The organism is Pseudomonas sp. 25 R 14, from assembly GCF_900004755.1.
GTDB lineage: Bacteria > Pseudomonadota > Gammaproteobacteria > Pseudomonadales > Pseudomonadaceae > Aquipseudomonas > Aquipseudomonas brenneri.
On the sequence record NZ_CVTS01000017.1, the window covers coordinates 1 to 15,458 of the forward strand.

The following is a 15,458-nucleotide window of genomic DNA, read 5'->3' on the forward strand; positions in this document are numbered from 1 at the left end:
TCACAGCACCGGCGCCTCTTCACGGGTTTCAACGCCTGGAGCGTCCTGGGACTGGAGCTGCGCGGCAGTCTGGCTGTACTCACGCAGGTAGACGATAAATTCCTGCAACAGCCGGTCCCACAATTCCAATTGGCTGCGCAGATACAGGGCACCGACGCCCGCCACCACCACGTCCATTTCCATCAGCAGGAATTCACCCTGCACCGACAACCGGGCAAAGCGTCGCGAGGTGTTCCACACCTGGGTCAAGCCTTCGGGCAGCTCACCCTGGACCCGCAGCGCGCAGCTGTAGGTGAAGTCCACGTAGGCGCCCTGCTCTGGCGCCGGATTACCGAAACGCACGGCAAAACCGATACCCTGGCTGGCGCTGAGCAACTGCACGATGCCGTTCTGTTCGCTCTGGTTGACCCGGTAGCCGGCCTCTTGCAGCAACTCGGTGAGGCTCTGGGTGGTCACGCTGCTCATCAATTCGCTCATGTTCATCTCTTCCTTGGTTGATCAGTGATTGAGCGCCGCCTGGGGCGCATCAAAGCGGCTGTTGTACAGGCCGTCGCCAAACCCCTGGGCCAGTTCCTCGAACTTGACCCGCGCGCCGCTGGCGAACGGTTGGCGGATGCTCATGACCTCGGCCACGTCGATTTTTTCGTAGGCCGCGAGCAACTCCTGGGCCACGCCGTACATCTGTTGATTCTTGGCTGAACATTGCTGCACTTGTGTGTCACGTTCGCTCAATTGCGCCTGCAGGCGTGCGCGCTCGGTTTCTTTGCCACGGGCCAGCACCAGCAGTTCCTCGTAGGCTTTCTTGAACTTGCCGGTCTGCTCGGCACTCGCCGCCACTTGCGCCTGGGCCTGGCTGTGCAGGCTCTGCTGCTGGCCGGCCAACTGCTCGGCGACGCCGCGCACCTTGTCCAAATCGGCGCTCAATTGCTTGATCTGCACCTGGGCCTGCCTGGCCTGGTTTTCGGCGGCAATCCGTGCGGCAGCGGCCTGGGCCTGCTCGCTTTGCAGCGCTTGTAATTGCGCGGTGGTGCTGCGCAACTGAGTGCGCAGGCGCTCCTCCATGCCTTCAGCCGAGGCGCCAGTGGCGACCAGGGCCAGGACCAGCCCGCAAATTCGCATGTTCATGGGTTTCTCCCGACGCGTCAGAAGCGCGTATTCAGTTCCAGTTGCATCACGTCGACTTCAAACGGCGCGCCATACACTTCTGATGCGCTCAACCAACGGGCGCTGGCGTAGATGTTCTTGTCGATACCGTAGTTGCCGCCAATGAAATAGCCCTTGGCGTTGGTGCCACCGAGGTGGAACGACGAGTCGTTGAAACCGTCCGGCAAGGCATCTGGCTGGATGTACTTGTAGCCGGCCAACAGGTTCCAGTCGCCGGCCTTTTTCATCTCCAGCGCGCTGCCGAGGGTGAACTGCACCATCAGCGCATTGCCGCCACTTTCAAACTGGCCCTTGCTGTTGATGTTGTTGACGATCTCGCCTTCGCTGCGCTTGAGCATTTCGCCCTTGTCGTAGGCCAGGTTGTGAATGAAGTTGGCCTGGCTGCGCAGCTTGAAGTCTTGCGGCAGCTCGCTGTCCCACACCAGGTTCAGGTCCAGGACATCGAACTTGGAGGCCAGGCCCACGTACTGTGGCTGCGGGGTCAGGCCCGGAGTCGCCGGGTTGGCGTTGATATTGCGCAGCAGGAACACGCTGTTGCCCTTTTGCATAAAGGCCACGCGCGAACCGTCGGTGTCGCAACCCGGCGCACCGGCCCACGGCGAGCAAGGGCTGGAGCGCTGACCTTCGATGTCGTCGAAGCGGTAATAGGCCAACGCGCCCTTGAGGCTGTTGCTGCGGTTGATCTTCCAGTTGGCGCCGATCTGCCCGCCGAACAGCCATTTGGTGTCGCTGTCTTCCTTGTCGAAACCGTTGCTGCTGGCCGTGTCGGAGGTGTACTCCACCGGGAACGCGCCGATCGTGCCGAACAGGCCCCACTCGTTGTTGAGGCTGTGGTTGAAGATCGCCGCCACACCGTCGAAGTTGAGGTCGTTGGAGTACATCATGTCGGTGGAATAGAACGGGTTGGCGATCCGCCCGCCGGTCAGGGTCAGGTCCTGGGTGGCCTTCCAGGTCAGGTAGCCCTGGTCGAGCCAGATGTCTTTCTTGCCAAAGCCGCCGCCCAGGGTCTGGGTGGTGGACACCGGGTTGTTGTCGGAGCCGGTGCCGATGCGGATACCGGCAGTCCACTCGGGCGAAATGATTGCCTTCATGCCCAGGCGCGCGCGCAGGCGGAACAGGTTCTCGCGGTCCTCGCGGGTGTTGAGCAACGGCGGCAGGCGGGTGTTGGTGTCTTTATTGACGTCGTAGGGGCCGTTCTCGTTGAGTTTGGCGTAGTCGACGATTTCGTTGCTGTTATTGCCCGAGAAAAACCGCGATTCGTCGCGCAGGCGAATGTCACCGTCAAAGCTGATGCGCGATACCCAATCCGGGAAGGTGTTGGGCTGCGCCCAATTCTCTTGCTTGGCGGTGGCCATGACTTCGGCCTTGACCTGGTCGCGGATCTGATCACGCACCGCCGCCGGCACATACTGCACCCGCACATCCCCGGGTGCCGCCGCAGGCCCGGCGGCCACTGCCGTCTGGCGCGCCTGCACTGCCTCTTTCTCGGCCTGGGCGATCAGCCCATCGGCCTGTTCCTGCTTGAGCACGCCTTGCTGCACCAGCAGGCGGATCAGGTTGATCGTGGCGTTTTCCGAGGGCGCGACCGGGGCGGCCGTTGCCTGGCCAACCAGGGTCGCGATGACCATGCCGACCGCCAGGGTCAATCGATTCACGTGGGAAATCATCTGCACACAACTCCTGTAGAAAACTGCAAAAAAGGTTCACTCACTCCGGGCGTCGGCCCTTGAGGGACAGGCGCACCGGCAAGGTCAGGGAGGCCGGTGTGCGTTCTTTCAAACGAGGCGTGGCCCGCAGCGCCGCCAGCACCTGGGCATCGGTGTCGGCATCGCCGCTGGACTGGGCCAGCTCCACCCGCGTCACCTCGCCATCGCCGCTCAACCACAAGTCGGCCTGCACCGCATAGGCCTTCTTGCGCAACTGCGGGTCTTCACGTAGCAGGCGCTGGAACACCCCGGCCAGGTACTGCTTGAACGTTCCCGTGCCCAGGCCGCCCGCGCCTGACCCAGCCATGCCGCCACCCTTGCCGGCGCCAACGTTGAAACCGTCGTTACCGGCCTGGGCATCGCCGTCGATCTGCATCGGGTTGGCCAAGTCGTCGGCGGGACTGGGCGGTGCCTGCTCTTCGGGCTTGACCTCTTGCGGCGCAGGGGTTGGCTCGGGTTCGGGGATTTTTTCCTCGACCTGGGGCTCGGGCTCCTTGGGCGGTTCCGGCGGCGGTGGCGGTGGTGGCGGCAGCGGGATAATCATCGGTACCTTGGGCGCTTCGCGGCGCACGCCACTCATGTCATTGGCCCACTGCCACAAAAACCACGCGGCCACGGCGCCCACCAGCAGGCCCGCGCCCCACTTCAGCGGGCGCAGCGGCGACTTTTTCACGGGCGTGGGCGGGATTGGCACTTGTGCGGTCATGACGGTTTTCCGGTGACCAGGCCAACCTGGGACAGCTCCAGGCGGCGCAACAGATCGAGCACCTCAATGACCTTCTGGTACTGCACCGTGGCGTCGCCGCGCACAATCACCGGGAACTCGGGGTTCAGGGCCTTCTCGATGCGCAGGCGCTCTTCCAGTTCACCCAGGGTCACCGGGTAAGCGTCGAGGAATACCTGGCCGCCGTCGTTGACCGAGATCGCCTTGGTCTTGGCCTCGGACAACGACACCGAGGCGCTGGCCTTGGGCAAGTGGATCTGGATCCCCGAGACCTGGGCCGTGGCCGTGAGGATAAACATCACCAGCACCACCATCAGCACGTCCACCAGGGGCGTGATGTTGATGCTGTCGACGGCGGCGTCTTCTTCATCATCGTGGGAGGCATTCACAGAAGCCATGCGGGTTCTCCTCAGGCCGGTACGTGGGCGGGCTGGACGCGCCGATGCGCGGCCTCGCTGGACTGGCTCTCGCCGTGCATCTCCGCCAGGCGAGTGATGAACTCATCGACGAACACGCGCATGTCGGCGCTGACTTCCTTGTTGCGCGTGATCAGGCGGTTGTAGCCAAACAGCGCGGGGATCGCGACGAACAGGCCCATGGCCGTGGCCAGCAAGGCGGCGGCCATGCCCGGGGCGATCGCATTGATGTTGACGTCACCGGCCATGGCCGTGCCGAGGAACACCACCATGATCCCCAGGACCGTGCCGAGCAGGCCGATGTATGGGCCGCCGGCGATAGCGTTGGACAAGGTCGAGAGCTTGGCGCTGAGTTGCTGGTTTTCCCGGGTGCGCACGCCGTCCATGGAGCAACGGATAGCTTCGATGGTGGCCGCCGACACCGAACTGGTGTCGGCGCCCTGGGCGCGGCGGGTGCGGATTTCCTGGACTGCAACGCGGTACAGGCGCCAGAGCGACGAGTGGGTCAGGCGCTCGGCCAGGAGCTGGTCGTCGTAATACATTTCCAGGCGGGTGCCGATCTGCGCGAACTGCTCGCGGAATACCTCGTTGGCACTGCTGACGCGACTGACCATGCGGTTCTTGCGGATCATGATGACCCACGACTGGAACATCATCGCCACCAGCACCAGGATGATCACCCAGGCATCGATCGGCACGGCCTTGAGCAAAAAGCCCAGGCTGCCGAAACCGAAGCCTGACTGTTCTTCGTCCACGCCATAGGCCAGCAGTTTCGACTCGGAACCCTGGGCACTGGCATCGGCCAGCAACACCCCCGCCGCACGCGCCACCTTGGACAGGCGCAGTTCATCCATCGCCCCGGTAAATGGCAGCAAGCCGCTGGTGGATTGCGGCAGGTCGGCACCGATGGCCAGTTGTGAGTTGAACGCCGGCATCGCCTGCGCCAGGCTCGCGGTTTCACGGCCGTTGACGTACAGCGTCACGCTATTGCCGGCGGCGGTAAACGCCAGGTGTTGCCATTGGCCGGGGTTCAGCGGCTGGGTCGACACCGCGCGCTGGCCGTCGATCTCGATAAACGGCGTGCCCTGGTTCAAGCCCAGCAGCAGGTTGGCGGTGCCTTCGCGCCGGGCCAGCACCACTTGCTCACCGCCGGCTTGGTCCAGGCGCAGCCAGGCGCTGAAGGTAAAGGCACCGTTGGCGGTGTGCTGCAACGATGGGCTGGCCGGCAACAGCAAGGGCTGGCCGCTGAACTGTAAGGCCCGCCCGATCACGCCGTCGATGCTCGCACCGGTGGCGTTCAGCGCGGTGTTGCCATAAGCCGTGGTGTCACGGGCCGGGGTGCCGTTGGCGCCATCGAAATGGTAAAGCGCGGTGTAGCTCGGATCGAACGTCAATTGGCCGTTGCCGGTCGCCGGGGCCTTCTCGTTGCCGTAGTACATCCACAGGTCCTGGCGCTGGCCGCCTTCGACCTTGGGCATGTCGACCCAGATCAGTGCCATGCCCATCAGTGGGTCAAAGCTTTCGATCTGGTGGTTGAACACGGTCTTGTCATCGACGCTGACAAAGCGCAGGTCGGCGCCGTCTTCCTTGACCCCGTCGAAGGTGAAGTTGCCGGTGTGCAGGCGCACCAGCAACGCGGTGCGGCCCAGCGCCTGATTGATCGCGGCACCTTGGGGGGTGGTGTCCACCGAAATCTGCTTGCGGTAATGCCAGTCGTCCTGCCACCAGGCATGGGCGGTGGCCGGGAGCGCGAAGCCCAGGCAGATCAACAGGCTCAGAAATAGGCGTTGCATGTGAAGGGTTCTCCGGAAAAAAGGGTCAGAAAGTCGCCTGCACACTGAAGTGCAGTCGCGAGTCCTGTTTCTGGGTGTTTGGTCCATCGAGCAGCGGGTAGCCCCAATCCAGGCTGCCGGACAACCACTTGCTCAAACTGGCGCGGGTACCGAGGCCGACGCTGGCCAGGCTGTATTCGTCTTCCTGCTCGGGCAACGGGTCGTGCAGGCGCAGGCGCGCACCTTCGGCAAAGGCGTAGAAACGCCATTCCTGCACATAGCTGCCGAGGAACTTGGCCAGGGACGGCGTGCGCAGTTCCTGGGAGAGTAAGTAGCCCTCATCCCCGGTGCGCTCGGCGGCCAGGTAGCCACGGATCGAGGTGGCACCGCCGGCGGAGTACTGCTCGTTGGACACCAGCGGCCCGGAGGCCAGTTGGAAGGCGGTCTTGGTCGCCGACTGCCAGTCGCCGGTGAAGGTGTAGGTGTAATTCAGGTCGCCCTTGAGCACGGCAAAACTGGGGCTGGCCTGGTCGCGCTTGTACTGGAACTCTTCGGCGTCGCTGCCGTAGCCAAAAAACGCACGGGTGCCGACCACCAGGTTCAGGCCCAGGCCCAGTTGCGCCTGCTCGGTATAGCGGTAGCCGTTGTAGCCGAAGGTCAATGGCGCGTACTTCAGCGGGATCTGGTCGCGACTGCCGCCAAACTGCATCTGCTCGTCGAAGTCCTTGAAGTCCACTCCCACCGACAACGAATTGGCCCAACTGCCCGTGGCCGGCAGGTTGTAGATCGCCGAGACGCCGTAGGAGTGGCCCTTGCCCAACACGTTGCTGCCGCCAATCGTGGCGATATTGCTGTCGGACTGGTAACCGGAGAACTGCAAGGTCCAACGCTCGTTGAGCGGTGCGCTGTAGGAACCCGACCAGACCTTGGCGTTTTCACTGTCCTGGGGCGCCGTGAAAAAGGTCAGGGACACGCTGTGCCCCAGTTGCCAGAGGTTGTCGTAACCCAGGGTCGCGACGCTGCGCAGTTTCTCGGTGTCGGCGCTGTAGTCGTTGTTCAAGCCGAGGCTGGCGTGCCAGGGATTCTGGTCTTCGACCTGCAGGTCCACATCCATGGTGCCGGGGCGCTGGCCCTCACGCACCAACGGCGTGACCTGGCGCCCTGCCCCGCGATTCAAGCCCGCCAACTGAGTCTGTACAGTGGCGAAATCCGGCACTGCACCCTCCTTCAGTGCTGGCACCTCTTCGCGGATTTCCACCGGCGAATAGTGCTTGGCCCCCACCACTCGCACACGGCCGACCTTGGTCTCGCTGACTTGCAGGTAGACGATGCCGTCATCGACCTTCTGCTCGGGCAATTCGACAAACACCGACTGATAACCACGCGCCTGGTAGATCTTCTGCAGGGCATCGCGGGCGCCCTCGATGTCGACCAGGGTCTTTTGCGGGCCGAGGAACGGGTACACCGCCTCCTCGATGGCCCGGGCGTCGAGCACGGTATTGCCGCGCACGAAGTACTCATTGACGTCCACCCGGCGCACCGCGGCCTCTTCCTCAGCCCACACCGGCGGCGCCAGCGCCCCCAGCGTCAGGCAACACAGTGCCAACGTTGATTTGAACAGATGCGTCACACCGCCCCCTGGATTACTGAAGTTATTGGCCTTCACTGTTGTTGGCACAGCGTTTGGCCTGCTCAATTGCTGGATGTCGAGGTATTGGCATGCCGTGCCAGCCAGGTGTGCAGCAGCGCGAAGTTCAAGGAGAACTCCGGCATGTGCAGCAAGGCGCCACAGAACACTTCACCGATGATTTTCTGGATCAACTGCACTGCCCGTGGGTTGCCCAGGAGCGTGGCGATATCGCGTTGCAGGATGTGGATGCCCCAGACCCGTTGGGTCAGGTCCAGGCCGACGAACCAGCGAAACAGCAGGTTGTAGTTGAGCTGCTCATGCAGTTGCTGTTCGCTGGGTACCGAATAGAGCAGTTGCAGCAACAGGATCTGCAACACCGTACGCGGGGCGATGAGCATGCCGGGTTCGGCATTCAGGGCCTGGAGCAAGTCGCGGTGCTGGTCGAGCACCTCGTCGATCTGCGGGCGCAGCAACACCAGGGAGTGACCGGCGGGTATGTAGCTGGACACTTCTTTCAAGGCGCCCTGCCAGTCCTCCTGGGACACGATCCAGACCCAGGGCGCGCCATAGCGATAGACCGAAACCGGCTTCTTGCGCGCGGCTTCGACGATCTTTGACAGGCGCTGGTCGAGCTCCTGCATGCCTACTTTCGAGTAGCGTTCCATAGTTCCCATCCGCCCCACTCCTGGCCTGTTTCGCGTGCTTGAGCGCGTTACATAGGCAAGACGGGGGGACGGGGGAGCTACCGAACTTTTGTCACAAAAGCTTCACTCTTTGATGAGCCCCTGTGTAGGAGCCGGCTTGCCGGCGAAGGTCGTCAACGATAATGCGGGGGGCCTGACGGAACGTGGTGATCTTGCGTTTTTCGCGAGCAAGCTCGCTCCTACAGATGCTGCACGCCCTGCAACGGCAGCTCATAAGACTTCTTCACCGTGCGCACCACCAACGTCGATGAATACGTGCGAATCGGAATATCCCGGTACGTGTCGAGAAACCGATAGATGTATTCGGTGTACTCCGTGGCATCGCGAAACTTGGCCACCATCACAAAGTCAAACTCCCCGGTCATCAGGTAACAGTCCTGGATCTCCGGGTGACTGGCCAGGATGTGCTGCATCTTGCGATCAATGTCGTTGCTGTCCTTGTCGAGCTTGATCAAAAAGAACGCGGTGACCTGGATCCCCAGCTTTTTTTCATCCAGCACCGCGACTTTCGCCTTGATGATTCCTGCACTCTCCAACCGCCGGATGCGCCGGTAACAACTGGTCGAGGACAGCCCCACGCTGTCGCTGAGCAGGTCCAGGCTCTGGGTGCAATCCTTCTGCAATTTGCCGAGAATTTTCAAATCCATGGCGTCTGTCATTATTTCCACTTCTTCCTTGAGAAAACTGCAATGAATCCGCCGTAACCGCCGACCAATTTGCACAAATCACTGCACAGTGGCCCGTTACTATCAAATCCAGCTTAGCAGCCCCGGCAGATCCAGCATGGGAGCTGCATGAGAGGGATCCTATGATAGTCGCCAAACCGACATGGACCGCTGATATCCAAGGGCTTTTCACCGCGCCTTACTGGATACCACCCGCAGATCGCGCCATCGTCGCAGGCTCGTGGGTGCGCTGCATGAACGCCTACGACGTGTTCCTCGAAGACCCCGATTCGGTCAAAACCTGGTCAGAAACCATCTACCAGCACCTGGCGTCGCGCAATATGCCGCTGACCCTGGATGACCGACAGTTCTGGCCCATCGATGCCCTGGAAACCTTCCGCCTGTGGGTCAACCAGGGCTGGCGCCTGAACAGCTTTTCGCCGTTCGACATCGCCGAGCGCATCCCGCCTCCAGACCTGCCGCACCCGGTCAAGCGCGTGCGCCAAGACATCCGTGCGTTGAGCCAGGCACAACTGGACCTGTACCGCGCGCGGCTCGACGACGTGATGCAGATAGGCAACCCGGACAGCGGCTCACCCTGGCAGCGCTACGCCTATATCCACACCAACTGGTGCCTGCATTACCAGGAGGCCTTTGCCCTGTGGCATCGCGCCTACCTGCTGTACCTGGAGGCATTGATCGACTGCCCGATCCCGTACTGGGACTGGATGGCCGAGGACGCCAGTGTCGATGGCAGCCCTCAGGCCGGCCTGCCCCAGGCCTTTCTCGATGAAACCTATGTACACCCGCACAGCGGTGAAGTGCGGCGCAACCCGTTGCGCTATGCGGCGGCCAAGGACGGTCGCTCGAAAGTCTGTGCCTCGGGCAACGTCGAGGGCGTGGACTGCCGGTTCGTGCAACGCAACCCGCTGTTCTATACCCAGGGTGACCAGCAGCGTCTCAAACGCACCCAACTGTATGGGATGAGCCGGATTTTCCAGCAGCAGGTGGTCGACGCCCTGACGTTCAAGACCTTCAGCCAGCCCCAGGGCGTGCCGGGGTATCCCTGGGCCAATATCACCGTGTTTGATCCACCGCAAAAAGACGAGTTGTACCCCAACCGCACGCTGAACTTCGATGGCCTCTACGAACAACCCCACGACAACTATCACGGCTGGATCGGGGGCGATATGGCCGACAACGCCTACACCGCGTTTGACCCGGTGTTCTGCTCCTACCACGCCAATATCGACCGCGTGCTGGAACTCTGGATCCGCGCCAACCCGGCGGCGCAGTACACCACCCAGTGCCTGCTCCAGCCGTTTGCCGGCAGCCAGGCCGAGACGGTGACCTTCACCAGTGCCGATGCCTGGCGCTATACCACCCTGGGCGATATGGCCCAGGACAGCCGGCATATCGGCTATGACTACGGCACGCCAGTGGCGCCGCCGTTTGGCGCACGCCGCGCCAGCGCGAAAGCCTGCTGCCCGCACAGTGCCGCGCCTGTCCAGGAGCAGGTGCAGGCTAGCGGCCCGTGGGTGGTGTTCGACCATGTGCGCTGCACCCACGACACCTACCTGATCGACGTATTCCTCAACCAGCCCGACGCCACGCCACAGCAAGTCAACGCCGATAACCCGCACTACGTCGGGCGCTTCAGTCGCATTGGCATGGGGCTGGTGGATGACAAGGGTCGCTGCATCACCCACGGCGTGTGCCGCGCGCTGAATGCCGCGCGCAGTGCCACGGCATTGCACCTTGGCCCCACGCACGCCGTGCAGTTGAGCCTGCTGGTCACCCATCTCGATAGTGGCCGGGTATTGGCGCCGCAAGAGTACGCGCCGCTGCCTGGCTTTATCGCCCAACTGGTGTGGGACGACCCGCGCCAGACCGTTGCCGACCCTCCCCCGAGTGCCGGTTGCTGTGCAGCTACCCCCACACCCCATGGAGATCTGACATGAGCACGCCCTTCAAGCAATTCACCTCCCCCGCTGGGCAAGCGCCAAAGGACTACAACAAGCTGGGCCTGGAAAACCAGTTGCCGCAATTTGAAACCGACTGGAACAACGACGTCACCGGCTGGACCGAAGCCGCGATCATCGGTAACCCGTGGTCGGGCCTGTATGACGCGCCCCGCTCGGGCTACTACAACCCGCTGGTCGAGGGTTATGGCCCCGACACTCCGCCTGCGATCACCTGGCAGCCCTTCCCCAACCGGCTGTGGACCTTTTTCTACAACAACGGCACGGCGGTGATCCCGCAACTAGGCGGCAAGGCCATGACCCTGCAACAAGTCATGGAACTGACCGATAACGGCCAGATCACCATCAACGACACCCTGTACAGCCTGTACGACCCGGACAAGAAGGGCACCCTGCTGCAACTGCCGGTAACCCGCTGCCCGAGCATCGACTGGCAGGGTAAATACAAAGACTTCTCGCCCTCGGGGCCACGCGGCTGGCTGGACGAATACTGCGAATGGTCGATTGTGCGCGATGCCAATGGCGACATGCGCAAGATCACCTTCACCAGCGAAAACCCGGCGTATTTCCTGGCGATGTGGCGCATCGATCCGAATGCCGTGCTGGGGCTGTATCGCGACTACATCGACCCGGCCGTACAACTGGAAGACCTGTACCTGCGCTATACCGCCGACTGCCCGACCGGCAAGGCCGGCGATCCGGTGATCGACCCCACCACGGGCCAGCCCGCCTACGACACCGTCAACAAGTGGAACGCCGGCACCGCCTGCACCCCCGGCCAGTTCGGCGGCGCGATGCACCTGACTTCCGGCCCCAACACCCTCAGCGCCGAGGTGTACCTGGCAGCAGCGGCCACGATCATGCGCCCCCTGAGCAGCAGCCAGAGCCCGCAATCGTTGATCTGCTGCGCGCAATACGGGCAGAACTATCGCAACTCCGACCCGCATATCGGCTTTGCGGCCAACGGCGTGGCCGTCGAAAACCGGATTTCCCTGACCAACCCCATCGCCCTGTACCTGCAACAGCCCACCAACTTCTCGGCGTGGAAAGGCCCGCAGGGCCAGGATGTCAGCCAGTACTGGCGCATTACCCGAGGCACCGCCAAATCAGCGGTCAACGGCTCTGACCAAATTCTGCAGGCGGTGTTTGAAGTACCGGCCAGCGCAGGATTTTCGATCAATGACATCACCATCAACGGCCAGGCTGTCGACTACGTGTGGGTGATTGCCCAGCAGTTGCTGGTGGGCCTGAGTGTGACCGCCACGCCGATCAGCAGCACGCCGCCGTCGTCGCCTTGTGTGCAGGATCGGGTCAATGGCTTGCAACCCTGGCCGGTGCAATTGCTACCGCTGGACCTGTTCTACGGCCAGTCGCCCACCGACCTCCCGGCCTGGCTCGCCCAAGGCACCCGCAACCCGTTTGCCCTGGTGGTACAAGGCGCCGACCTCAAGACCACCGCCGCCACCGCGCGGATCCAGTTCAGCAACCCCGGGGTCACGGCGCAGGTCACGCAATTTCTGCCCGATGCCTCGGCGATTCCCGGGCAGACCAATTCGGGTGGGACCCAGGGTTACATCATGACCATCACCGTCGCGCCAAACGCTGCGCCAGGGTTGGTGACGGTGCGCGCGCTCAACCCGGGCGAGGCGGATAACGTCAGCGCGGCGGACCATCCGTGGGAGTCCGGGCTGGCGTTGGTGCCGTCCACCTAAGGGCAAACACCGCCCCCTGTAGGCGCTGGCTTGCCAGCGCCTACAGGACCGTTATCAGCTTCATGCAAGGAGCGCGATCATGCACAAGTTCCGCTTGAGCAAACTGCTGCTGGTCAGCACGCTGCTGTCCCTGTTTTTCCTGCCCTCGGCCCAGGCATCGGATGCCGACACCTGCGTCCAGCAGCAGTTGGTGTTCGATCCCAACAGCGGCGGTTTTCTACCCGTCAACAATTTCAACACCACCGGCCAGAGCTTTATGAACTGCTTTGGCTGGCAGCTGTTTATTGCCCTGAACTGGCCAGTGGATCCCGGGTGGCCAGCCAATGCGGCCCTCGCGGGCGAGCCGAACCGCAAGATCACCATGGCGCAATTTGGCGTGCCCCAGGCCGCAGGGCAACCCATGGCCACCGCACCGGTGTGGGCCAGCTACAAAGACGCCAACGATATCTTCCTGCCCGGCGCCCGACCGCCCACAGGCTGGGGCGTACAGACACTGGTGCCGTCCAATTGCAGCAGTGAGGGCAGCCTCAAAGCCTTGTCGGTAGGGGCGCGCAAGTTCATGAACGCCACCTCGGAAAGCGCAATCAATGCCCGGCATCGCTTTCACTTGTCCAGCGGCACCCTGGCCACCCTTCCTGACCCGATCATGGAAGCGGACGGCGGCTGGCTGACCGATCAGACCGGCAACCTGGTGTATTTCGAACGCAAGGTAGGCAAGGCCGAATTCAACTACATCGTCAACAACCAGTTGTATGACGCCGCCCAGCAACTGGCCGTGGCGCAGAACGTCGACGGCCAGCACCCGGCCGGCTTGTCGCTGCCCGCTGGCGAGGAGCTGCGTTCGATGCCCAAGACCCCGCTGCCCCAGGACCAACTCGGAGCACTGGAGCTCAAGGCCGCCTGGCGGATTCTCACCGGCCAGCCCCAGCTCTACGGGCGCTACCTGACCACCGTCGCCTGGCTCAAGGACCCCGCCACCCTGCAATGCAACCAGCAGGTAGTGGGCCTGGTGGGCCTGCATATCATCAACAAGACCCAAAGCTCACCGAACTTCATCTGGACCACCTTCGAACAGGTCGACAATGTGCCCGAACCCGACCAAGTGCCCGCACAGCAGCCGCCGGCTGAAGGTTTCACCTTCAACAACCCCGACTGCACAGGTGGCCCAGACGTGTGCACGCCCAACGTGGCGCGCATCCAATGCCAGCAGCACAACCCGGATCGCCAATGCACCGAACCCTACCCACGGGACCAGCCGGTACAGACCACCCGGGTCAACCCCATACCCTCGCAAATGCAAGCACTCAACGCCGCAGTCCAGGCCAGCTTCGCCCAGCAGACCCAGGGCCAGTCAGTGTTCCAGTACTACAAATTGATCAACGTGCTGTGGATCACCTCACCGACGCCGCCAAACATCCCGGAGCCGGGGCCCAAAGCGACGGTACCGCTGTCGTACGGCGCCTTCATCAGCCAGGACAACGTGCCGGTGGCCAACACCACCATGGAGACTTACGTGCAGGGCAAGGAATGCAACGTGTGCCATCAGAACGCGACGATCGCCGGCAGTACCACCCTGGCCTCGGACTTCTCGTTCCTGTTCAACAATGCCGACTCGGCTACGCAAAATGGCCTGATCAAACGTGTACAGGCTTTCGAAACCCTCAAGGACGTCCAACCATGAAACGCTCACTTGCCACCCTGCTGCTCGCCCTGCTGACAGTCCTCAGCCCCCACGCCCTCGCCCACTCGGCTCACGAACTGCACGCCGTGAGCAACGGCGCCGATGCCGATGCACCGGGCAACCACGGCATGTTCATGGTCGGTTCGCAGACCTTGTTCCTGGTGCATATGCCGATGTTCACCACGGAAAAACACATGTACCAGATCGTCCTGCAGGCCAGCCTGCCGGCTGACGTGATGACCCAGTACCAGGCGCTGCGCGCGGCCAATCCGAGCAAGCCGTATAACCTGATCAACGTCGATAACGACACGTTCACCTTGCCGCAACTCAAGTCCGGTGAAGTGACCTCGTTCAAGGCGACGATCTATGACGGTTACTCCAATGACGGCGGCGGCACACCAGGGCCGGTGCTGTTTGACAACGTGCCGGTGACGGTCGAGTCGGTGGTGATTTACCGGCCGTTCAACCTGGGCATCGACCGGCCCAAACAGCTGGTGTACACCTTGTTTGGCCGGGGCAAGGAGGCGCACCTGACCCACTACATCGCCCAGGATCCGGACTTCCAGGAGATCATTACCCTGCCTGGGCCGCCAGCGCCGTTTTCGGCGTCGCAACTGGTGTCTACGGTAGATTTGAACTTCACCACCGTGCAGTCGCTGCCGATTGTCTGCCAGTCACCGCTCAAGCCTGGGGTCTATCCGACCTTGCTCGAAGGCCGGGCGGATGCGCCAGTGGCGTTGGACCTGGGGCCGGCGGCGCAGCGGGTCTGGTATTCGACGGGGAATTTGTTGAACAAGACGGATCCTTGTCAGCGTTAGGCGAGGCGGCCGGACAGCCGACCTGATCGTCGAATCGTGCGCGTACCCCTGTGGGAGCGGGCTTGCTCGCGAATGCGGTGGACCAGCTAACGCTTGCGGTGACTGATACACCGCATTCGCGAGCAAGCCCGCTCCCACAGGTAAGCAGCTGCGCACTTTGCTTTTGCTCTGCTTTTGATCTTAGGCGACCCGTTCAACCACACTGGCCGCAGGCAGGTATTGTGCAGTGGATGCCGGGGTAGCCGTGGTTACCGCAGCACCGGATATGCACACTCTCCCTACAAACTAATCTGCCCCCGCTCCTCATCCGTCAACCGCGCCTTGGCCTGTTCACTCAAAGGCCCCGCCCCCAACACCTGCACCGGGCTGTGCGGGTCATACGCCGGCGCCCTGCGTGCCTCTTCCTGCCCCCGCTGCACCGGCTCCGCGCCGAACCCCAGCACCTCCACCGTCACAATCGACGCCCGGCCCTGGCGCGCCGCTG

The 15,458-nt window shown here is 62.7% G+C and carries 14 protein-coding genes and 1 pseudogene; 5 read left to right on the forward strand and 10 right to left on the reverse strand.

Annotation, left to right across the window (positions count from 1 at the left end):
• The 8 genes from BFQ03_RS02805 to BFQ03_RS02840 all read right to left on the reverse strand — a co-directional run bounded on the left by BFQ03_RS02805 (position 1) and on the right by BFQ03_RS02840 (position 8,077).
• Complete coding sequence (locus BFQ03_RS02805) at positions 1-477, reverse strand: YbjN domain-containing protein (RefSeq protein WP_174553281.1); 477 nt, start codon at positions 475-477, stop codon at positions 1-3.
• A gap of 21 nt (positions 478-498) precedes the next feature.
• Positions 499-1,125: a DNA repair protein gene (locus BFQ03_RS02810; RefSeq protein WP_065942433.1), complete on the reverse strand. Its 627-nt coding sequence runs from the start codon at positions 1,123-1,125 to the stop codon at positions 499-501.
• A gap of 17 nt (positions 1,126-1,142) precedes the next feature.
• Complete coding sequence (locus BFQ03_RS02815) at positions 1,143-2,831, reverse strand: putative porin (protein WP_032861015.1); 1,689 nt, start codon at positions 2,829-2,831, stop codon at positions 1,143-1,145.
• A gap of 40 nt (positions 2,832-2,871) precedes the next feature.
• A complete protein-coding gene (locus tag BFQ03_RS02820) occupies positions 2,872-3,576 on the reverse strand; it encodes an energy transducer TonB family protein (protein WP_065942434.1) in 705 nt (234 codons plus the stop codon).
• Positions 3,573-3,992, reverse strand: a complete 420-nt coding sequence (locus tag BFQ03_RS02825) for an ExbD/TolR family protein (protein WP_065942435.1) — start codon at positions 3,990-3,992, stop codon at positions 3,573-3,575. Before BFQ03_RS02825 ends, BFQ03_RS02820 begins: the two co-directional genes overlap by 4 nt.
• Before the next feature lie 11 nt (positions 3,993-4,003).
• Positions 4,004-5,803, reverse strand: a complete 1,800-nt coding sequence (locus BFQ03_RS02830) for a DUF2341 domain-containing protein (protein WP_065942436.1) — start codon at positions 5,801-5,803, stop codon at positions 4,004-4,006.
• A 25-nt stretch (positions 5,804-5,828) separates the two neighbouring features.
• Positions 5,829-7,412: a ShlB/FhaC/HecB family hemolysin secretion/activation protein gene (locus BFQ03_RS02835; protein WP_032861120.1), complete on the reverse strand. Its 1,584-nt coding sequence runs from the start codon at positions 7,410-7,412 to the stop codon at positions 5,829-5,831.
• A 62-nt stretch (positions 7,413-7,474) separates the two neighbouring features.
• Positions 7,475-8,077: a transposase gene (locus tag BFQ03_RS02840; RefSeq protein WP_032861019.1), complete on the reverse strand. Its 603-nt coding sequence runs from the start codon at positions 8,075-8,077 to the stop codon at positions 7,475-7,477.
• Between the two features lie 112 nt (positions 8,078-8,189).
• Here BFQ03_RS02840 and BFQ03_RS31050 point away from each other — a divergent pair.
• A pseudogene (locus BFQ03_RS31050) lies at positions 8,190-8,300 on the forward strand (outer membrane lipoprotein carrier protein LolA); the annotation flags it as partial.
• Here the strand turns inward: BFQ03_RS31050 and BFQ03_RS02845 are convergent.
• Positions 8,296-8,763: an Lrp/AsnC family transcriptional regulator gene (locus BFQ03_RS02845; protein WP_032861020.1), complete on the reverse strand. Its 468-nt coding sequence runs from the start codon at positions 8,761-8,763 to the stop codon at positions 8,296-8,298. The pseudogene BFQ03_RS31050 and the gene BFQ03_RS02845 sit on opposite strands and share 5 nt — an antisense overlap.
• A 161-nt stretch (positions 8,764-8,924) precedes the next feature.
• On the opposite strand from BFQ03_RS02845, the gene BFQ03_RS02850 reads away from it, so the two are divergent.
• The 4 genes from BFQ03_RS02850 (at position 8,925) to BFQ03_RS02865 (ending at position 14,974) form a co-directional block, all read left to right on the forward strand.
• Entirely contained in the window at positions 8,925-10,742 is a 1,818-nt protein-coding gene (locus BFQ03_RS02850; RefSeq protein ID WP_065942437.1) for a tyrosinase family protein, read from the forward strand.
• Complete coding sequence (locus BFQ03_RS02855; RefSeq protein WP_065942438.1) at positions 10,739-12,475, forward strand: hypothetical protein; 1,737 nt, start codon at positions 10,739-10,741, stop codon at positions 12,473-12,475. Before BFQ03_RS02850 ends, BFQ03_RS02855 begins: the two co-directional genes overlap by 4 nt.
• Positions 12,476-12,554: 79 nt before the next feature.
• Positions 12,555-14,156 (forward strand): hypothetical protein, encoded by a 1,602-nt coding sequence (locus tag BFQ03_RS02860; RefSeq protein WP_065942439.1) that lies wholly within the window; start codon positions 12,555-12,557, stop codon positions 14,154-14,156.
• Complete coding sequence (locus tag BFQ03_RS02865; RefSeq protein ID WP_139115627.1) at positions 14,153-14,974, forward strand: hypothetical protein; 822 nt, start codon at positions 14,153-14,155, stop codon at positions 14,972-14,974. Before BFQ03_RS02860 ends, BFQ03_RS02865 begins: the two co-directional genes overlap by 4 nt.
• Before the next feature lie 278 nt (positions 14,975-15,252).
• Here BFQ03_RS02865 and BFQ03_RS30400 read toward each other — a convergent pair.
• Positions 15,253-15,458: hypothetical protein (locus tag BFQ03_RS30400; protein ID WP_204839923.1), on the reverse strand; the 206-nt coding region annotated here is incomplete at its 5' end.

Excerpts from the sequence above, each read along its gene's own strand:
- BFQ03_RS02850 (WP_065942437.1), top strand. The coding sequence starts at position 8,925 with ATGATAGTCGCCAAACCGACATGGACCGCTGATATCCAAGGGCTTTTC.
- BFQ03_RS02865 (WP_139115627.1), top strand. The coding sequence starts at position 14,153 with ATGAAACGCTCACTTGCCACCCTGCTGCTCGCCCTGCTGACAGTCCTC.
- BFQ03_RS02845 (WP_032861020.1), bottom strand. The coding sequence starts at position 8,763 with ATGGATTTGAAAATTCTCGGCAAATTGCAGAAGGATTGCACCCAGAGC.
- BFQ03_RS02825 (WP_065942435.1), bottom strand. The coding sequence starts at position 3,992 with ATGGCTTCTGTGAATGCCTCCCACGATGATGAAGAAGACGCCGCCGTC.
- BFQ03_RS02805 (WP_174553281.1), bottom strand. The coding sequence starts at position 477 with ATGAGCGAATTGATGAGCAGCGTGACCACCCAGAGCCTCACCGAGTTG.
- BFQ03_RS02830 (WP_065942436.1), bottom strand. The coding sequence starts at position 5,803 with ATGCAACGCCTATTTCTGAGCCTGTTGATCTGCCTGGGCTTCGCGCTC.
- BFQ03_RS02860 (WP_065942439.1), top strand. The coding sequence starts at position 12,555 with ATGCACAAGTTCCGCTTGAGCAAACTGCTGCTGGTCAGCACGCTGCTG.
- BFQ03_RS02820 (WP_065942434.1), bottom strand. The coding sequence starts at position 3,576 with ATGACCGCACAAGTGCCAATCCCGCCCACGCCCGTGAAAAAGTCGCCG.
- BFQ03_RS02810 (WP_065942433.1), bottom strand. The coding sequence starts at position 1,125 with ATGAACATGCGAATTTGCGGGCTGGTCCTGGCCCTGGTCGCCACTGGC.
- BFQ03_RS02855 (WP_065942438.1), top strand. The coding sequence starts at position 10,739 with ATGAGCACGCCCTTCAAGCAATTCACCTCCCCCGCTGGGCAAGCGCCA.
- BFQ03_RS02840 (WP_032861019.1), bottom strand. The coding sequence starts at position 8,077 with ATGGAACGCTACTCGAAAGTAGGCATGCAGGAGCTCGACCAGCGCCTG.
- BFQ03_RS02815 (WP_032861015.1), bottom strand. The coding sequence starts at position 2,831 with ATGATTTCCCACGTGAATCGATTGACCCTGGCGGTCGGCATGGTCATC.